This is a genomic window from Allobosea sp. P4_C6 (assembly GCF_056402015.1).
This window is the reverse complement of the sequence record NZ_JBFUIF010000002.1, coordinates 1-16,025: the sequence shown is the minus strand read 5'-3', so window position 1 is coordinate 16,025 and position 16,025 is coordinate 1. Positions and strand designations below refer to the sequence as shown.

At 66.5% G+C, this 16,025-nt stretch carries 14 protein-coding genes and 1 pseudogene; 9 read left to right on the top strand and 6 right to left on the bottom strand.

The features are described 5' to 3' along the window. Positions 1 to 194 precede the first annotated feature (194 nt). Positions 195 to 1,055 (bottom strand): glutamate racemase, encoded by an 861-nt coding sequence (gene murI / locus AC1DVA_RS01760; protein ID WP_476804778.1) that lies wholly within the window; start codon positions 1,053 to 1,055, stop codon positions 195 to 197. 136 nt (positions 1,056 to 1,191) lie between these two features. Between murI and AC1DVA_RS01755 the strand changes: the two genes are divergently transcribed. After that, positions 1,192 to 2,118, top strand: a complete 927-nt coding sequence (locus tag AC1DVA_RS01755) for a bifunctional helix-turn-helix transcriptional regulator/GNAT family N-acetyltransferase (RefSeq protein ID WP_265053959.1) — start codon at positions 1,192 to 1,194, stop codon at positions 2,116 to 2,118. An 18-nt stretch (positions 2,119 to 2,136) separates the two neighbouring features. Here AC1DVA_RS01755 and AC1DVA_RS01750 read toward each other — a convergent pair whose 3' ends face one another. Further along, positions 2,137 to 3,414: a flavin monoamine oxidase family protein gene (locus tag AC1DVA_RS01750; RefSeq protein ID WP_476804777.1), complete on the bottom strand. Its 1,278-nt coding sequence runs from the start codon at positions 3,412 to 3,414 to the stop codon at positions 2,137 to 2,139. Positions 3,415 to 3,833: 419 nt separating this feature from the next. On the opposite strand from AC1DVA_RS01750, the gene AC1DVA_RS01745 reads away from it, so the two are divergent. Continuing rightward, a complete protein-coding gene (locus AC1DVA_RS01745) occupies positions 3,834 to 6,068 on the top strand; it encodes a TonB-dependent hemoglobin/transferrin/lactoferrin family receptor (RefSeq protein ID WP_476804776.1) in 2,235 nt (744 codons plus the stop codon). Positions 6,069 to 6,124: 56 nt separating this feature from the next. Here AC1DVA_RS01745 and AC1DVA_RS01740 read toward each other — a convergent pair whose 3' ends face one another. The 3 genes from AC1DVA_RS01740 to AC1DVA_RS01730 all read right to left on the bottom strand — a co-directional run bounded on the left by AC1DVA_RS01740 (position 6,125) and on the right by AC1DVA_RS01730 (position 9,720). Then, positions 6,125 to 6,952, bottom strand: coding sequence for an RNA methyltransferase (locus AC1DVA_RS01740; RefSeq protein WP_476804775.1), 828 nt, complete (start codon positions 6,950 to 6,952; stop codon positions 6,125 to 6,127). A 180-nt stretch (positions 6,953 to 7,132) separates the two neighbouring features. Beyond that, on the bottom strand, positions 7,133 to 8,272 hold the full coding sequence (locus tag AC1DVA_RS01735) for a dipeptidase (protein WP_476804774.1): 1,140 nt from the start codon (positions 8,270 to 8,272) through the stop codon (positions 7,133 to 7,135). A gap of 197 nt (positions 8,273 to 8,469) precedes the next feature. After that, on the bottom strand, positions 8,470 to 9,720 hold the full coding sequence (locus AC1DVA_RS01730; protein ID WP_476804773.1) for an NAD(P)/FAD-dependent oxidoreductase: 1,251 nt from the start codon (positions 9,718 to 9,720) through the stop codon (positions 8,470 to 8,472). A 264-nt stretch (positions 9,721 to 9,984) separates the two neighbouring features. On the opposite strand from AC1DVA_RS01730, the gene AC1DVA_RS01725 reads away from it, so the two are divergent. The 6 genes from AC1DVA_RS01725 to AC1DVA_RS01700 all read left to right on the top strand — a co-directional run bounded on the left by AC1DVA_RS01725 (position 9,985) and on the right by AC1DVA_RS01700 (position 15,208). After that, positions 9,985 to 10,956, top strand: coding sequence for a hypothetical protein (locus AC1DVA_RS01725; RefSeq protein ID WP_476804892.1), 972 nt, complete (start codon positions 9,985 to 9,987; stop codon positions 10,954 to 10,956). Positions 10,957 to 11,000: 44 nt separating this feature from the next. Beyond that, positions 11,001 to 11,684, top strand: coding sequence for a glutathione S-transferase family protein (locus tag AC1DVA_RS01720; protein WP_265053952.1), 684 nt, complete (start codon positions 11,001 to 11,003; stop codon positions 11,682 to 11,684). 36 nt (positions 11,685 to 11,720) lie between these two features. Then, entirely contained in the window at positions 11,721 to 12,404 is a 684-nt protein-coding gene (gene rpe, locus AC1DVA_RS01715) for a ribulose-phosphate 3-epimerase (protein ID WP_265053951.1), read from the top strand. 143 nt (positions 12,405 to 12,547) lie between these two features. After that, complete coding sequence (gene purB, locus AC1DVA_RS01710; protein WP_265053950.1) at positions 12,548 to 13,855, top strand: adenylosuccinate lyase; 1,308 nt, start codon at positions 12,548 to 12,550, stop codon at positions 13,853 to 13,855. Between the two features lie 39 nt (positions 13,856 to 13,894). Then, positions 13,895 to 14,473, top strand: a complete 579-nt coding sequence (locus AC1DVA_RS01705) for an RBBP9/YdeN family alpha/beta hydrolase (protein ID WP_476804772.1) — start codon at positions 13,895 to 13,897, stop codon at positions 14,471 to 14,473. A 63-nt stretch (positions 14,474 to 14,536) separates the two neighbouring features. After that, positions 14,537 to 15,208, top strand: a complete 672-nt coding sequence (locus AC1DVA_RS01700; RefSeq protein WP_476804891.1) for a class I SAM-dependent methyltransferase — start codon at positions 14,537 to 14,539, stop codon at positions 15,206 to 15,208. Positions 15,209 to 15,277: 69 nt separating this feature from the next. Here AC1DVA_RS01700 and AC1DVA_RS01695 read toward each other — a convergent pair whose 3' ends face one another. Beyond that, positions 15,278 to 15,694 (bottom strand): GFA family protein, encoded by a 417-nt coding sequence (locus AC1DVA_RS01695; protein WP_442864994.1) that lies wholly within the window; start codon positions 15,692 to 15,694, stop codon positions 15,278 to 15,280. 145 nt (positions 15,695 to 15,839) lie between these two features. Between AC1DVA_RS01695 and AC1DVA_RS01690 the strand changes: the two are divergent. After that, positions 15,840 to 16,025: pseudogene (locus AC1DVA_RS01690) on the top strand (IS30 family transposase); the annotation flags it as partial.

Below are 16,025 nucleotides of genomic sequence, written 5' to 3'. Positions count from 1 at the left end.
CGCGAGGTGAGGACCGCGCCCTCCTGTCCCCGTCTCCGGGGCGACAGATCCGACTCTGAAGTGAGTGGATCACGGGTGCGGAAAAAGCCACGCGGCCCCGTCAGGAGCCGCGCGACGGCGCTCTAGAACCATGCGCCGGCTGATTTGTCAAACGCGAATGGGTGCGGCGGCCGGTGCAGGGGCGTGCCGAGGGCTCAGTTTGCCAGCGGCACGGGCTCGATCGCAATGCGCGCCAGACCATAGCCGACAAGCGCGATCCGCAGCGGGCCGCTCAGCCCGGCGCCCGATGTGAAGACGGCGGTTGCGTCCGGGCAGGGGCCCTCGGCAACGGGGCCGAGGAGATTAACGACGCGGCGCGCGATCGCCGGAGCGGGGTCGATCCATTCGACCGGCCAGGGCGCGAGCCGCTTCATCCGCTCCAGGACGAGCGGGTAGTGGGTGCAGGACAGCGTGACGACATCGGTGCGGCCCCGGCCCGACACGACGAAGCACGGCGCGATCTCGGCGAGCAGGGCATCGTCATCGACGGGTTCGCCCCGGAGCGCCTGTTCGGCCAGGCCGGCAAGCCGTGTCGAGCCGACGAGCGTGACATGGCACGAAGCGGCATAGGTCTCGATCAGCTCGCGGGTATAGACGCGTGCGACAGTGCCGGGCGTGGCGAGGACAGAGATTATACCGCTCCGCGTTGCCGCCGCGGCGGGCTTGATCGCTGGCACCGTGCCGACGAAGGGGATGGCGAAGCGCGCCCGCAGTGCCGGCAGCACGAGCGTGGAAGCCGTGTTGCAGGCGATGACGACGAGATCGGGGTGATAGCGGGCGACGAGCCGCTCCATCACCGCGAGGATGCGGGTGACGAGCTCATCCTCGCCGAGCCGGCCATAGGGAAAACCGGCATCGTCGGCAGCGTAGACGATATGCGCGCCGGGACAGGCCTGCGTCGTCCGCGACAGCACGGTGAGGCCGCCGAGCCCGGAATCGAAGACGAGGATGGTGGGTTGGGGGCGCGGGACCGCCAGGGGGCGGTATTCCGTTCCAGCGAGAAGATCGACCTGCATGTCAGCGCCGCGAGACGTCAAAATCCGACTCCGCCAGAGACCGGTTAAAGGAGAGTCAACGATGCCCTGCATTGATGTCCTGAATTTAGTTGACTTGGTCCACTAAGCTGGCTGATTCCGGCTGCGGAGGTGAGCCATGGACTCTATCGAAAACGCTGCCGTAGCGGCGATCCGCCGGTTCAATCGCTTTCACACCCGCTGGGTTGGCGCGCTCGGAAGCAGTCTGCACGGCTCCGGCGTGCCGCTGACCGAGGCACGCGTGCTCTATGAACTGGCGAAGCGCGACGACTGGCAGGCGGCGGAGATGGCGAAGGCGCTCGATCTCGACCCCGCCTATCTCTCGCGCATCCTGAAGCGCTTTGCGGCGCAGGGCTTGATCGAGCGCAGCCGATCATCGGCCGACGGGCGGGCGTGGCGGTTGCGGCTGACCGCGGAAGGCAGGGCGTTCTTCGCTGCGCTGGATGAGGCTTCCGATACGCAGGCACGAGCGATCCTGTCCTGGCTGGACCCCTCGCAGCAGGCGAATCTGGTCGACGCACTCGACACGACGCAGGGCTTTCTCTCATCGGAGCCGCAAGCCCGTTCAGAACCCGTCATCCGCGAGCATCGGGCTGGCGATATCGGCTGGGTGATTTCTGCCCATGGTCGGCTCTATGCCGAGGACTACGGCTGGGATCTGAGTTTCGAGGCACTCGTCGCGGAGATCGCGGCCAAGTTCCTGCGTGATTTCAAGCCGGGGCGCGAGCGCTGCTTCATCGCCGAGCTGGGTGGCGCGCCGGCCGGATCGGCCTTCGTCGTGCAGGAGGATGAGGCTACGGCCAAGCTCAGGCTCGTGCTGGTCGAGAGGCGGGCGCAGGGGCTGGGGCTCGGCAAGACGCTCGTGCGCGAGGCGATCGGCTTCGCCCGTGATGCGGGCTATACGCGCATGGTGCTCTGGACCAACGATATCCTCCATGCCGCGCGCGCGATCTATCTCGCGGAGGGCTTTCGGCTGGTGGCCGAGGAAACGCACCATTCCTTCGGCCAGCATCTGGTCGGGCAGAGTTGGGAACTGATCCTGTAGAGGGACGAAACCCTGTCGTCAGGCCTTGAGCCGCGCGAGCGCCGTTGCTGCAGCGCGGCCGGCCAGCGTGGCGCCGCCGACCGTCATGGCGCCGCCGCCCGCAGTCGCCTCGCCGGCAATGACGAGCCGGCCGCCGATGGGTTGGGCAAGCGCCTCCCGGGCGTTCTCGTGGCCGGGATCGCAGACGGAATAGGAGCCCCGCGAGAAGGGGTCGGTCCACCAGGCCGGAAAGGACACCGCCTTGACCGCCTTGCGGAAATCGGCGCCGACCATCGTCGCGAGCAGGTCGACGACATGGGCGCGCGCCTCCTGCGTGCCGGCTTCGGAGAGCTTGCGTGCATAGTCGCCGCCGCAATAGCCGATGACGATGTCCTTGCCGTCCGGGAACATGTCGAAATTCATCATGCGCTCGGGCGCTCCGGCCTCGAGCAGGCTCGCCCCCGGCGTGAGGCCGAAACGATCGCCCTCGACCCGAAACGCAATCTTGGTCAGCGCGCCCATATGCAGGCCCGTGAGAGCATCGCGGGTCGCGGCGGGCAATTCCGGGGTAAAGCGGATAGCGCCGGCCTTGAGGACGCCGACCGGCACGGTGACGATGCAGCCATTGGCGCGCAACTCGCCGGAGCGAGAGGCCACCGTGACGGAGGGGCCATCCCAGCGAATCGCTTCGACGGGCTCGTTCAGCCGGATATCCAGGCCGGCGGCTGAGCGGGTGACGAGATCGCCGTAGCCGGAGGGAATGACGAGATCGTCGCCCGACCAGAGGCGTTGATAGTCGCGGGCCGAAATCCGGCTGGATTCCTCACCGATCGAAAGCAGCAAGCCAGATGCCGCAACGGGAGCGCTGTCGGGGCCGAGGTCGCCGAGCAATTCCGCGATCGACATATCGCGTGCCGCGAGATCGACAGTCTCAAGCCGGCGGTCGATCTGGTTGAAGGTATCGCGTCGGCGGCGACGATCGGCATCCGCCATGGGGCGTCCGTTGGCGAAGACGCGGAAGCCACCGCCCCAGGACTCCTCCGCCGTCTCGATGCGGAGCTCGCGGGCAATCTGGACCCACGGATTGCGCTCCGCCCAATGGATGAACATCGCGCCCGCGTCATAGGCCGGGCCGAGCGAATTATCGGTGAAGGCACGCCCGCCGACGCGGCCGCGCGCCTCCAGAACGATGGGTTTGCGCCCCGCTGCGCGCAGCGCCTGGGCGGCCGCGATACCCGCCGCACCCGCGCCGACGACGACGATATCGACGTCTGTCGCAGCCGAACTGCGGCCGGAGATGGCGAAAGCGGCGGCCATGGCGCTGCCTCCGGTCAGCAGCTTGCGGCGGGTCGTTCTGGTGTGGCGGGAATTCATGACAGGACAATGCGCGCTGTCGGCGACGTTGCAATGGCCGGAGCGGCGGCAGGCATGACTTCGGCGATCACGACCTCGGGAGCGATGCGTGATGTCGCCCGGAAGAGACGATGCAGTTCTACATTGGAATAGTTATTTATTAGAACGTATCTATTGTTTTGCTGAATCTTTCTCGACAATTGACAGTATCCATTACGATCAATATCGGTCCATCAGCCTTATTCGAGCGTATAGGGCCTTCTTTTTACTCATTTTAAATTGCTGCGCAGGCTCAACCGCCGCGCGACAAGGACGGGACACGGGCGATGGGGTATCTTTCCGGTCGGCTTCGCGGGGGCGTGGCGCTTGGGAGCCTGGCATTGGTGCTTCTGGCTTCATCCGCTGAGGCGCAGCAACGGACCCGCCAGGCGGCGCCAGCGCCGGTTTTGGTCGGCGATGCCCCGGTCGTGCTCGACCAGATCAATGTGCAGGGCGAGGGCGTGCCCGGCGGCGCGCTGCTGAGCGGCCCCACGACGACGCGCACGACACGCCAGGAACTGGACCGCGAGCAGATCCAGAGCCTGACGGATCTCTCGAACCGCGTCGAAGCCGGCATCACCTTCAACCGCCAGACCAATTCGCTCAACATCCGCGGCCTTGACGGCGCGCGCGTGCTGACGACCATCGACGGCATCCGCCAACCCTTCCTGACCGACACGCGCGTCAACGGTCGCGGAATAGGGGCGGCCTTCGACTTCGACTCGCTGTCCACGCTCGACCTGCTGCGCGGCGGCAGCGGCGCCAGCACGCTGGGCGGCGGCGCGCTTGGTGGCGCGCTGGCCGTGCGAACGCTCGATCCCGAGGACCTGCTGCGCAACGGCCGTTCCTATGGCGCGCTGGCCAAGACCGGCTACGACAGCACGGACCGCGCCTGGTTCGGCAGCGCCGCGGCTGCGGCCAAGATGGGCAATACCTCCGTCCTGCTGCAGGGCAGCTTCCGCGACGGGCACGAGATCGACAACAAGGGCACCAACAAGTCGATCGGCGCAGCGCGTACGGCCCCCAACCCGTCCGATTTCAACCAGTACAATTTCCTCGCCAAACTCTACCAGCAGGTCGGGGATCACCGCTTCGGCATTCAGGGCGAGCTCTTCAAGCGCGCCGACCGGGTGCAGACCCGCACCAGCACGGTGTCGCTGACCGGCAACTTCCGCCCCGGCTCCTACCAGACCGGCGAGGATGTCGAGCGCAACCGCGTTTCGCTGACCTACGACTACAAGGTGCCTGGCTCGTTCTTCGACGAGGCCCATGCCGTTGCCTACTGGCAGCGCCTCAAGCGCAACGATCTCGTCAATGCCTGGCGTTACACCACCATCATCGGGCCCTATGCGCGCAACAACGAGAATGAAGAGAACGCCTACGGCTTCAACGGCCACGTCATCAAGAATTTCCAGACGGGTGCGCTCACGCACCGCGTGATGGTCGGCACGGAATTGCGCATGTCGTCGCTGGAACAGTACTCGGCCGGTGTCGACAACTGCCCGGCGCGTCCGGCGTCCGGTTCGTTCACAGGGGCGCTTGCCACCTGCAACAATCTTTTCAGCAACCAGGCCGACCAGCCGAAGGTCGACGGCAAGCTCGTCGGCATCTACGTGCATGACGAGATCGGCCTCATCGACAATCGCCTGCGCATCACGCCCGGCGTGCGCTTTGACTGGTACGAGGAGAAGCCGCAGGATACGCCGGCCTATACGCTCGGCGGCTCGCGCCCGGTCGGCCTGCCGCCGTCATCGAGCGATACGGGCTGGTCGCCGCGCGTCCGGCTCGAATACGATATCCTGAAGAACGCGCCCTTCGTGAAGGACGTGACCTTCTTCGCGCAGTGGGCCAAGACCTTCCGGGCGCCGACAGCCGACGAACTCTATGGCCGCTTCGGTGGGCCCTCCACCTATCTGCGCGCGGGCAATCCGACCCTGCGTCCTGAAACCGGCAACGGCATCGATGTCGGCCTGCGCTTCGGCGACAAGCAGCTCGGCGGCTCGGTCACCTATTTCCACAGCAACTACCGCAATTTCATCGAGAGCTACCAGTCTCAGGCGCCGGGCGTCGGCGGGCTTTATCCGCAGGGCGGCATCACCACCTTCCGGAATATCCCGCAAGCCGAGATTCAGGGCGTCGAGGTCAATGGGCAGTATGCCTTCGCGACGAACTGGCTGGTGCGCGGCTCGTTCGCCTATACCCACGGCAAGAACGAGACCGACAACACCTACCTGAACTCGATCCCGCCGGTGCAGGGCATTGTCGCGATTGCCTACGGCACGGATTACTGGGGCGCCGAAGTCTCGACCAAACTCGCCGGCAAGCGTGACGACGTCGCGGCGACGACGGGTAGCGCTCAGGGCTTCCGGGCACCAGGCTACGCCATCTTCAACGCCTCGGCCTGGTGGCGCCCGATGCCGCAGATCGCGGACCTTGAACTGCAGATCGGCGTCTACAATATCTTCGATCGCAAGTACTTCGACGCGGTCAACGTCCCGACCGGGGTGCTGGCGCAGGCCCGCGACTATTACAGCGAGCCGGGCCGCACCGTGAAGGCGACGTTGAAGTATCAGTTCTGACCGGGCGTTTCGAGACCCCCCGGACCAGACAAGCCGGCCCTTCGGGGCCGGCTTTTTTATTCTTCTGACTGGTCCGGCGTCTCGGCTTGCCGCGCCAGGAGCCGCGCCTTCTTCGGCCCCTCGACCAGCGACTTGAAGACGCCGCGCAACGTCCGGGCCTCCTGCTCGGTCATGTCGAGCCGGTGCAGGATGTCGCGCAGATTGGCGGTCATGACCGGCTTCTTGCCGGCCGGGAAGAAGCCGCTGAGGTCGAGCTCGCCTTCGAGATAGTCGAACATCGAGAGGATCGTGGCGCGGCTCGCGGGCGGCGAGGGGTTATTCTCGCGGAAGGGCGGTTCGCCGCCCGTCGTCTTGAACCACTCGTAGCCGTTCAGCAGCACGGCCTGTGCGAGGTTGAGCGAGGCGAAGGCCGGGTTGACCGGGAAGGTCAGGATCGCATCGGCGAAGCTGATCTCCTCATTGGTCAGGCCGATGCGCTCGCGCCCGAACAGGATGCCGACGCGCTCGCCGCCGCTGACGCGCTCCGCGACCTCCGGCATCGCCTCGGCCGGCGTCAGCACGCGCTTCATCTGGCCGCGTTCGCGGGCGGTGGTGGCGAGCACGTAGTTGAGATCGGCGATGGCCTCGGCCGCGCTGGCGAAGAGGCGGGCGTTCTCAAGGATATGCGTCGCGCCGGAGGCGGCGGCCGTCGCGCCCTTCTTGAGGCCGCCACCGCTGGGCCAGCCGTCGCGCGGGGCGACAAGGCGCATCTCGGACAGGCCGAAATTCGCCATGGCGCGGGCGCACATGCCGATGTTCTCGGCAAGCTGCGGCTCGACCAGGATGACGATGGGGGCGGGGCCCTGGAGGGCCGGGCGGGTACGGTCGGTGCCGGAACCGGTCATGGAGAGGTCAGGTCTTGTCTTTGCGGTGAGGCTTGCATCGCGCTCAGGACGGTCGGGCGCGATGGGCAAGCTCATACGTCATGCTCGCCCTTGTGGCGAGCATCCACGTCTTGAACCCCGCGCCTGACAAGAAAAGACGTGGATGGTCGGGACAAGCCCGACCATGACAACACTTGGTGTTCAGCCCGCCGCCTGCTCGACCGCGCGCAGCACCCGCAGCGTGTTGCCACCCGCGAGCTTGGCGAGATTCTCCTCCGACCAGCCGCGGCGGATCAGCTCGGCGATCGCTGAGGGGAAGGTCGTGGTGTCCTCGAGCCCGTCCGGATTGACCCAGCCGAAGAAATCCGAGCCGATGCCGATGTGGTCGTGGCCGATGCGCTTGGCGAGGTATTCGACATGGTCACAGTACTCGACCAGCGTCGCCTTCGGGCGCGGGCCGGTGTTGCGTGCGATCTCGGCCTCGACCTTTGCGTAGTCCATGCCATCGGGTGTCTTGCCGTATTGATCCTTGGCTGGGCGGTGCCAGTCGCGCGAGGCCTGGCTGATGAAGTCCGGCACGAAGGTCGCCATGACCACGCCGCCATTGCCGGCGACGCGATCGAGCACGTCGTCGGGCACGTTGCGCGGATGGTCGCAGAGCGAGAAGGCGTTGGAGTGCGACCAGACCAGCGGAGCGCTGGAGACGTCGAGCGCGTCATGCATCACGCGGGGCGCGACATGGGCGAGATCGATGACCATGCCCAGCTTGTTCATCCGGCGCAGCACGTCCTTGCCGAACGCGGTCAGGCCGTTGTGGCGCGGGGCGTCGGTGGCGGAATCGCACCAGTCGGTGGTGTCGTTGTGGCAGAGCGTCATCAGCCGCACGCCGAGATCGTAATAGGCATCGAGCGCGTCGAGCTCGTTGTCGAGCGCCGTGCCGTTCTCGATGGTCATGAACAGCGCGATCCGGCCCTCGGCCTTGGCGGATTCGATATCCGCCGCGGACAGGCCGGGACGGAAGACATCGGCATGGCGCTTGAGGATATCGCGCATCAGCGCGATCTGGGCGAGCGCGAAGCCGGCGGGCCGGGCCTGCTTCGGCGGCACATAGGCCGCGAAGAACTGGGCGGCCAGCTTGCCGGCCTGCATGCGCGGGATGTCGGTGTCGCCCTCGGCATGGACCTTGTCGAGGCCATAGGCGGCGACGTCGCCCTTCGCCCTGGCATCCTTGCGGATGACATAGGGCAGGTCGTTATGCCCGTCGATCAGCGGCACCCGGTCCAGCAGCGCGAGCGCGGCGGCATAGGCATTGTCCTGGACGGGCGGTTTGGCGAGGGCCATGGCGAGGTCTCGGTCAAGAATCGGGAGCCGGATCGTGACAGGCCCGGCGCAGCGAGGCGAGGGGGCCCGGTGCAGACCGGCTATCCGCCGGGCGTCATGCTCGGGCTTGACCCGAGCATCTCGTGCAGGAGAGGGCGCTTTTTCCGTGAAGAGATTCTCGGGTCCGCGCAGGCGCGGCCCGGGAATGACGGCACTGGCTAAATGAACCGCGCGGGCGCAAACGGCGCCGGATCGACGAAGACCTTCTGGCCGCTGACCATCTCGGCGATCATGCGGCCGGTGACGGCGGCCAGCGTCAGGCCGTGATGGGCGTGGCCGAAGGAGAACCACAGGTTCTTGTGCTTCGGTGCCGGGCCGATGATCGGCATCATGTCCGGCGTGCAGGGGCGGCGGCCGAGCCAGGGCTCGGCGTCGAGGCGCTCGCCCAGCGGGAACAGCGCCTTGGCGATTGGCTCGGCGCGGGCGAGCTGGACCGGCGTCTTGGGCGCGTCGCGATCGGCGAACTCCGCGCCCGTGGTCAGGCGGATGCCCTGCTGCATCGGGGCCAGGAAATAGCCGCGCTCGGTGTCGAGCACCGGATGGTTGAGCACGGCGTTGCCCTGCGGCTTGTAGTGCATGTGGTAGCCGCGCTTCACCGCCAGCGGCAGCCGGTAGCCGAGCTTGTTGGTCAGCATGTCGGCCCAAGGGCCGAGCGCGACGACGACGTCCTTCGCCTGTGCCTTGGTGCCTTCGGCGAGGGTGACGTTCCATTCGGCGCCGTTCTGCACCAGCGTCGTCGCATCGCCGATGGCGAGCTTGCCGCCGAGCTTCTCGAAGAGCGCGACATAGGCCTTCGACAGGCCCAGCGGATCGATGACGGTGGTCGGGTCGGTCCAGTGCAGGCCGCCGATTAGGCTGGAATGATCGAGATGCGGCTCCGCGGCCTTGAGCGCCGCCATGTCGAGCGCCCGATAGTTCAGGCCGAACTCCCGGTGCCAGCGGGCAGCCTCGGCAAGGCGCTCGTCGCGCTGCTGCTCGGTGCGGAAGACCTTCATCCAGCCGTTGCGGCGCAGGAGTTCGGTGGCGCCGGCTTCCTGCGCGAGCGCATCATGCTCGGTGACGCAATGCTCGATCAGCGTCGCGTATTTATGCGCGATCGCCTCATGGTGGGAGGCGCGCGAATGCATCCAGTAGGAGAACAGGAAGGGCGCGAGCTTCGGGATGGCCTGCCAATGATAATGCGCATCGATGGTGTTGTTCATCGCGTAGCGGATGAGCGCGCCGAAATCGTGCGGGAAGCCGTAGGGGTAGACGCCCTCGCGCTGGATCAGGCCGGCATTGCCGTAGCTGGTCTCCTCGCCAGGTCCCCGCCGGTCGACCAGCAGGGTCGAGCGCCCGGCCTTCTGCAGGTGAAGCGCGACCGAAATGCCGACGATCCCGGCGCCGAGTACGATCGTATCCACCTTCATGACCTGCTCCTGCCAACGCTTTTCCCTGCAAAAATACCGGTTTGCGGCGGCTTGTCAGCGGCGCGACCGTATTTTGCGTCGAATGGCCAAATCTTTCGCAAATTCTGCGCCAATTCGCTCCGGTCGATGATCTCAGGCAGTCTTTGGTCGATTCAGGCGCAATTTTATGCCGACGCAGAACCGCCCCGCTTGGCAGGCAGGTGACGCTTCATCCGCCATGGGCCAGTGTGCGGCTCTTTCACGAATGATTCCAGAGCCGTGCCGATGCGTCCTGCCGCCTTTCTCGCCGCCGCGCTCGCATGGCTCGGGCGCTACGGTACCCAGGGGTTCGCGCTCTCGATCTTTCTCGGGCTCGCCCTGCCGCAATTCTCCGCCGCGGCCCGCCCGGTACTGCCCTTCACCATCTTCTGTTTCACCACGGTCGTATTCATGCGGGTCGACCTCGGCGTCACCGCCCGGCTGCTACGGCGCCCAGCCAAGCTCGCCGCGGCCTGCCTATGGCTCGTCACCGGGCCGGTGCTGATCATCGGCGGGGCTCTGCTCATTGTCGGGCGGGAAAATCTCGATCCGGGCATCGTGCTCGGGCTGGCGATCATGGGCGCGGCGCCGCCGATCATGTCGTCGCCGGCTGTCGCGATCCTCTACGGCTTCGAGCCGTCGCTGATCATCGCCAGCGTCATCGTCACCACGATCGTGAGTCCGATCGTCGCGCCGCTGCTGGTGGAACTGCTCGCGGGGGCCGCTGTGCCGCTCGACCGCTGGGTGCTGGCGCTCAGGCTGCTGATCTTCATCGGCGGCGGCATGGCCATCGCCTTCGCGCTGCGGTCCTGGCTCGGCGTCGAGCGGATCAGGGCGATGAAGGCCAATCTCGATGGCTTCGGGGTGCTGATGTACTTCATCTTCGCCATCGCGGCGATGGATGGGGTGACGCGCGCCGCGCTCGACAATCCCCGGCTCGTCCTGTTCGTGCTGGCCTGCGTCTTCGCGGTCTCGGCGGCGGGGCTCCTGTCGGCATGGCTGGTGCTGCGGCGGCTGCCGGCGTCCGAACGCTTCATGATCGGCTATGGCACCGGGCAGCGGAACATGGGGCTGCTGGTCGCGGCGCTCGGCGCCGGCGTCTCGCCTACGACCTTTCTGTTCTTCGCGCTGGCGCAGTTCCCGATCTACCTGCTGCCCTGGCTGCTGGGCGGTGTCGCGGCCCGTATCCGGCGCCGGGAAGCTGCTGACGGGCGTTGACGCGGGGCCCTGCGAGGCTTTGGACGTCGCAGGAGAGCCGCGCCATGATCACACTCCATTGCGGGCCGCTGAGCCTGTTCTCGCGCAAGGTCGAGATCGCGTTGAAGGAAAAAGGCCTGTCCTTCCAGCGCATCATGGTGCCGTTCAACCAGACGACCGGGTACGACCCACGGCATCCCGAGGTGCTGGCGCTCAATCCGAAGCGGCAGGTGCCGGTGCTCAGCGATTGCGGGCTCGTGCTCTACGATTCAACGGTGATCAACGAGTATCTCGACGAAGCCTATCCCGAGCCGAAGCTGATGCCGGACTCACCCGTCGACCGGGCGCGCTGCCGTCTCGATGAGCTCTATGGCGACGAAATTCTGTTCCAGGCGCTGAGGCCGCTGATGCACCGCACGGCGCCGCCATCGCCGGACCGCGACCGCCGCATCGCGCAAGAGGCCGATGCGCTGATCGCCGAGGAGGAGCTGCTGCGGCATTACGAGGTGCTGGAACAGAAGCTGGCGGGCCGCGAATTCTTCGGCGGCCGGCTCTCTTTGGCGGATATCGCCCTGTTCATGAGCGTGCTTTTCGTCCGCCGTCTTGGTGGCCCCTCGCTCGACGGCTTCGAGGCCTTGGCCGGATGGTTCGCGCGGCTGAAGCTACGCCCGGCCTTCGCGCAAGTCGTGGCGGAGATCGCGGAAGCCGATAGAAGGCTGTCCTTTCCGGTGAAATTGCGCTCCGCCTGATTGCCGCAGGCGTCCCGGGGCGCTAAACCCCCGGCCATGACGCGCTCCATCCGTATCGCTCCTTCGATCCTCTCGGCCGATTTCGCCAAGCTGGGCGAAGAGGTGCGCGCGATCGACGAGGCCGGCGCCGACTGGATCCATTGCGACGTGATGGACGGGCATTTCGTGCCCAACATCACTTTCGGCCCCGATGTGCTGAAGGCGATCCGCCCGCATACGAAAAAGTTCTTCGACGTGCATCTCATGATCGCGCCCGTCGACCCCTATGTCGAAGCCTTCGCCAAAGCGGGCGCAGACCTGATCTCCTTCCATGTCGAGGCGGGCCCGCATCCGCACCGCACGCTGCAGGCGATCAAGGCTCAGGGCAAGCAGGCCGGCATCGTGCTCAACCCCGGCACGCCGGCGAGCGCGGCCGAGGCACTGATCGGGGATGTCGACCTCATCCTGCTGATGACAGTCAATCCCGGCTTCGGCGGGCAGAGCTTCATCCGCTCCGTGGTCGAGAAGGTCGCTCAGGTGAAGGCGTTGATCGGCGACCGGCCGATCGCGCTGGAGATCGACGGCGGCGTGACGCCCGAGACCGCGCCGCTGGTGGCGAAGGCCGGCGCCGACACGCTGGTCGCCGGCTCCGCGGTGTTCAAGGGCGGGCCTTCGACCTATGCCGGCAATATCGAAGCGATCCGCAAGGCGGCGGAAGCCGCGCGCGGCGCGTGGGTTTGAATTGAAAGGGCTCCGTCATTCCGGGCGGAGCGAAGCGCAGACCCGGAATCCATCATAGGGCGCGACGCCCCTCGATGGATCCGGATCGGCGCCGCTTCGCGGCTTGTCCGGGATGACGGCGCGCATTGTATGAAAGGCTTGCGATGATCCCGCGCTATTCCCGCCCCGAGATGGTCGCCATCTGGGAGCCGCAGACCCGTTTCCGCATCTGGTTCGAGATCGAGGCGCATGCCACCGACCGGCTGGCCGAGCTCGGCGTGGTGCCAAAGGAGGCTGCCGCGACGATCTGGGCCAAGGCCAGGGATGCCGTCTTCGACGTTGCGCGCATCGACGAGATCGAACGCGTCACCAAGCATGACGTCATCGCCTTCCTGACGCATCTGGCCGAGATCGTCGGGCCGGAGGCGCGCTTCGTCCATCAGGGCATGACCTCGTCGGACATCCTCGACACGACGTTGTCGGTCCAGCTCGCGCGGGCCACCGATATCCTGATCGCCGATGTCGATGCGCTGCTCGCCGCGATCAGGCGCCGCGCCTTCGAGCACAAGCTGACGCCGACCATCGGCCGCTCGCACGGCATCCATGCCGAGCCGGTCACCTTCGGGCTGAAGCTCGCCCAGGCCTATGCCGAGTTCGATCGCTGCCGCGCCCGCCTCGTCGCGGCGCGGGCGGAGATCGCGACCTGCGCGATTTCGGGCGCTGTCGGCACCTTCGCCAATATCGATCCGAGCGTGGAGGAGTACGTCGCCGCGAAGATGGGCCTGACCGTCGAGCCCGTCTCGACGCAGGTGATCCCGCGCGACCGGCATGCGATGTATTTCGCGACGCTCGGCGTCGTCGCTTCCTGCATCGAGCGCCTGGCGACCGAGATCCGGCATCTGCAGCGCACCGAGGTCTACGAGGCCGAGGAGTATTTCTCGCCGGGCCAGAAGGGGTCCTCGGCGATGCCGCACAAGCGCAATCCCGTGCTGACCGAGAATCTGACCGGGCTATCGCGCCTCGTGCGCGGCATGGTCACGCCGGCGCTGGAGAACGTCGCCCTCTGGCACGAGCGCGACATCTCGCACTCGTCAGTCGAGCGTATGATCGGCCCCGATGCGACGGTGACGCTCGACTTCGCGCTGGCGCGGCTGACCGGCGTCGTCGACAAGCTGCTGGTCTATCCGCAGAACATGCGCAAGAACCTCGACCGGCTCGGCGGCCTGCACAATTCGCAGCGCGTGCTGCTCGCCTTGACGCAGGCCGGGGCCAGCCGCGAGGATTCCTATTCCATGGTCCAGCGCAACGCGATGCGCACCTGGGAGCATGGCGAGGACTTCCTGACCAATCTGCTCGCCGACAAGGACGTGGCGGAGAAGCTCGCAGCTTCCGAACTCAAGGCGATGTTCGACGAAGGCTATCACTTCAAGCATGTCGACACGATCTTCCGCCGGGTATTCGGCGAGAGCTGACGGGCTGGACTTCGGCGGCGGCGGGGCTATCTACGCCTGATGAAATCCTCCGACGTCGATATCTTGATCATCCCTGGCTGGTCGGGCTCCGGGCCCGACCACTGGCAAAGCCGCTGGGAAACCCGCCTGAAGACGGCGCGCCGCGTCGAGCAGGCGGACTGGTACAAGCCCTCCCGCCATCTCTGGGCCGACCGGATCGTCCAGGCCGTCCGCAGCGCAACGCGGCCGGTCGTGCTCGTCGCGCATTCGGCCGGCTGCAGCGCAGTCGCCTTTGCCGCTGAACATCTACATCCCGGTGAGGTCACCGGTGCCTTCCTGGTCGCGCCGGCTTCGGAGAAGGCGAAGGGAGCGGTTCCGGGCATGGGGCCGGATTTCATCGCGCATCGCCGCCAGAAGCTGCCGTTCCCCTCGGTGTTGATCGCAAGCGCCACCGATCCCTATTGCACGTCGGACGAGGCTCGCGAATTGGCCGAAGCCTGGGGCTCGGAGTTCGTCGATGCCGGCGACAGCGGCCATCTCAACAGTGAGTCGGGGCATGGCCCCTGGCCGGACGGCCTGCTGCGTTTCGCGGGCTTTCTCAAGAGCTTGAGCGTGGTTCCGCAGAAACTGATTCAGTAGGAGCGCCGCCACCCCTTCTCGAATAGCGGCGAGATGCGCCGCCGGACCGGAGACCCTTCGAGCATGGATGCATTCTCTGATCCGCAAGCCGTCGCCCGCTATGCCGAAGGCCCGCCACGCCTGGTTCCCGGTCTCGCCGATCTGCAGCGCATGGTCACGCTTCTCCTCGCGGAGCGGGCGCCGGATGACGCGCGGATCCTGGTGCTCGGCGCAGGCGGCGGCCTGGAGATCAAGGTGTTTGCCGAAGCCCGGCCCGGTTGGCGCTTCGACGGTGTCGATCCATCAGCCGAGATGCTGGATCTCGCGCGGCTGACGCTCGGCCCACTGGCTGCTCGCGCAGATTTGCACCACGGCCTGATCGACATCGCGCCCGAGGGGCCGTTCGATGGCGCGGCCTGCATCCTGACCCTGCACTTCGTCGAACGCGAGGAGCGCCTGCGCACGCTTCGAGAGGTCCGCCGGCGCCTCAAGTCCGGTGCGCCCTTGGCCGTCGCGCATTTCAGTTTTCCGCAAGGGGAGGGTGATCGCGACCTCTGGCTGTCACGCTATGCCGCCTTCGCGGCCGCTTCGGGCATCGACCAAGCGCAGGCGCAGAAGGCGCGGTCCATGATCGGCGCGCGCCTGCCGATCCTCTCTCCCGAAGATGACGAGCAGCTTCTGCGCGAAGCGAGGTTCGGGGATGTCAGCTTGTTCTATGCGGGCTTCGCGTTCCGCGGCTGGGTGGCGTACGCCTGAGTGCCCGTTTCCGCGGACGGGATCCAAAGACCGGAGCTTCCGTCCGTGTCATGAGCGCGCCGGACCGGGTCAGGCGCTGGAATCCTGCCGATCACGCGTATGCTGCTCTGCGCCCTTCTGATGCGCCAGCCACGGCTCACGGCGGACGGTCCAGAGTTCATAGGCCGGCAGCAGCGCGCTGGGCGGCCCGTCCAGCGTGCCGAGCTTGATCTCGATCTCATCCGACTCGTCGTTCCAGCAGAACAGAGATGAGCCGCATTTCGGGCAGAAGCGATCGCCGCCCGCGCGACTCTGCCAGCAGCTGAGTTCGCCGGACAGGATCGCGCTGGCCTTGGGCCAGATTCCGAAGAAGGAGAAGGCCGAGCCGGACTCCTTCCGGCAGTTCTCGCAATGGCAGATACCGACGCGGATGGGCTCGCCGTCGAGTTCGTAGCGGACCTGTCCGCAGTTGCAGCCACCGGACAGTTTCATCGTGATCTCGCGCATCCCGGGTTCTCGTCGTCTTGGGCGACAGACCAACGGCGCGTGGTCAGGGTCGGTTCCCTAGACGTTGCATGACGCCCGCTTACGACGGTGGTCTCAATCGGTAATCGCAACACGCTACTTTTCCTTTGGAGATGGAGCGTGGGTGATGAAGCAGCGGCGGCGGATCTACTATTCGGCGGCCCAGCGGGCTGAGATCTGGGATCGCTGGAAGGCCGGCGAGTCGATGAGTTCGATTGGGCGGCGGTTCGATCGGGAGTCCTCTTCGGTGTTCTCGGTGCTTTCGCCGACGGGCGGCATTCGGCCTCCAGACCGGCGGCGGGCGCCGCGGGCG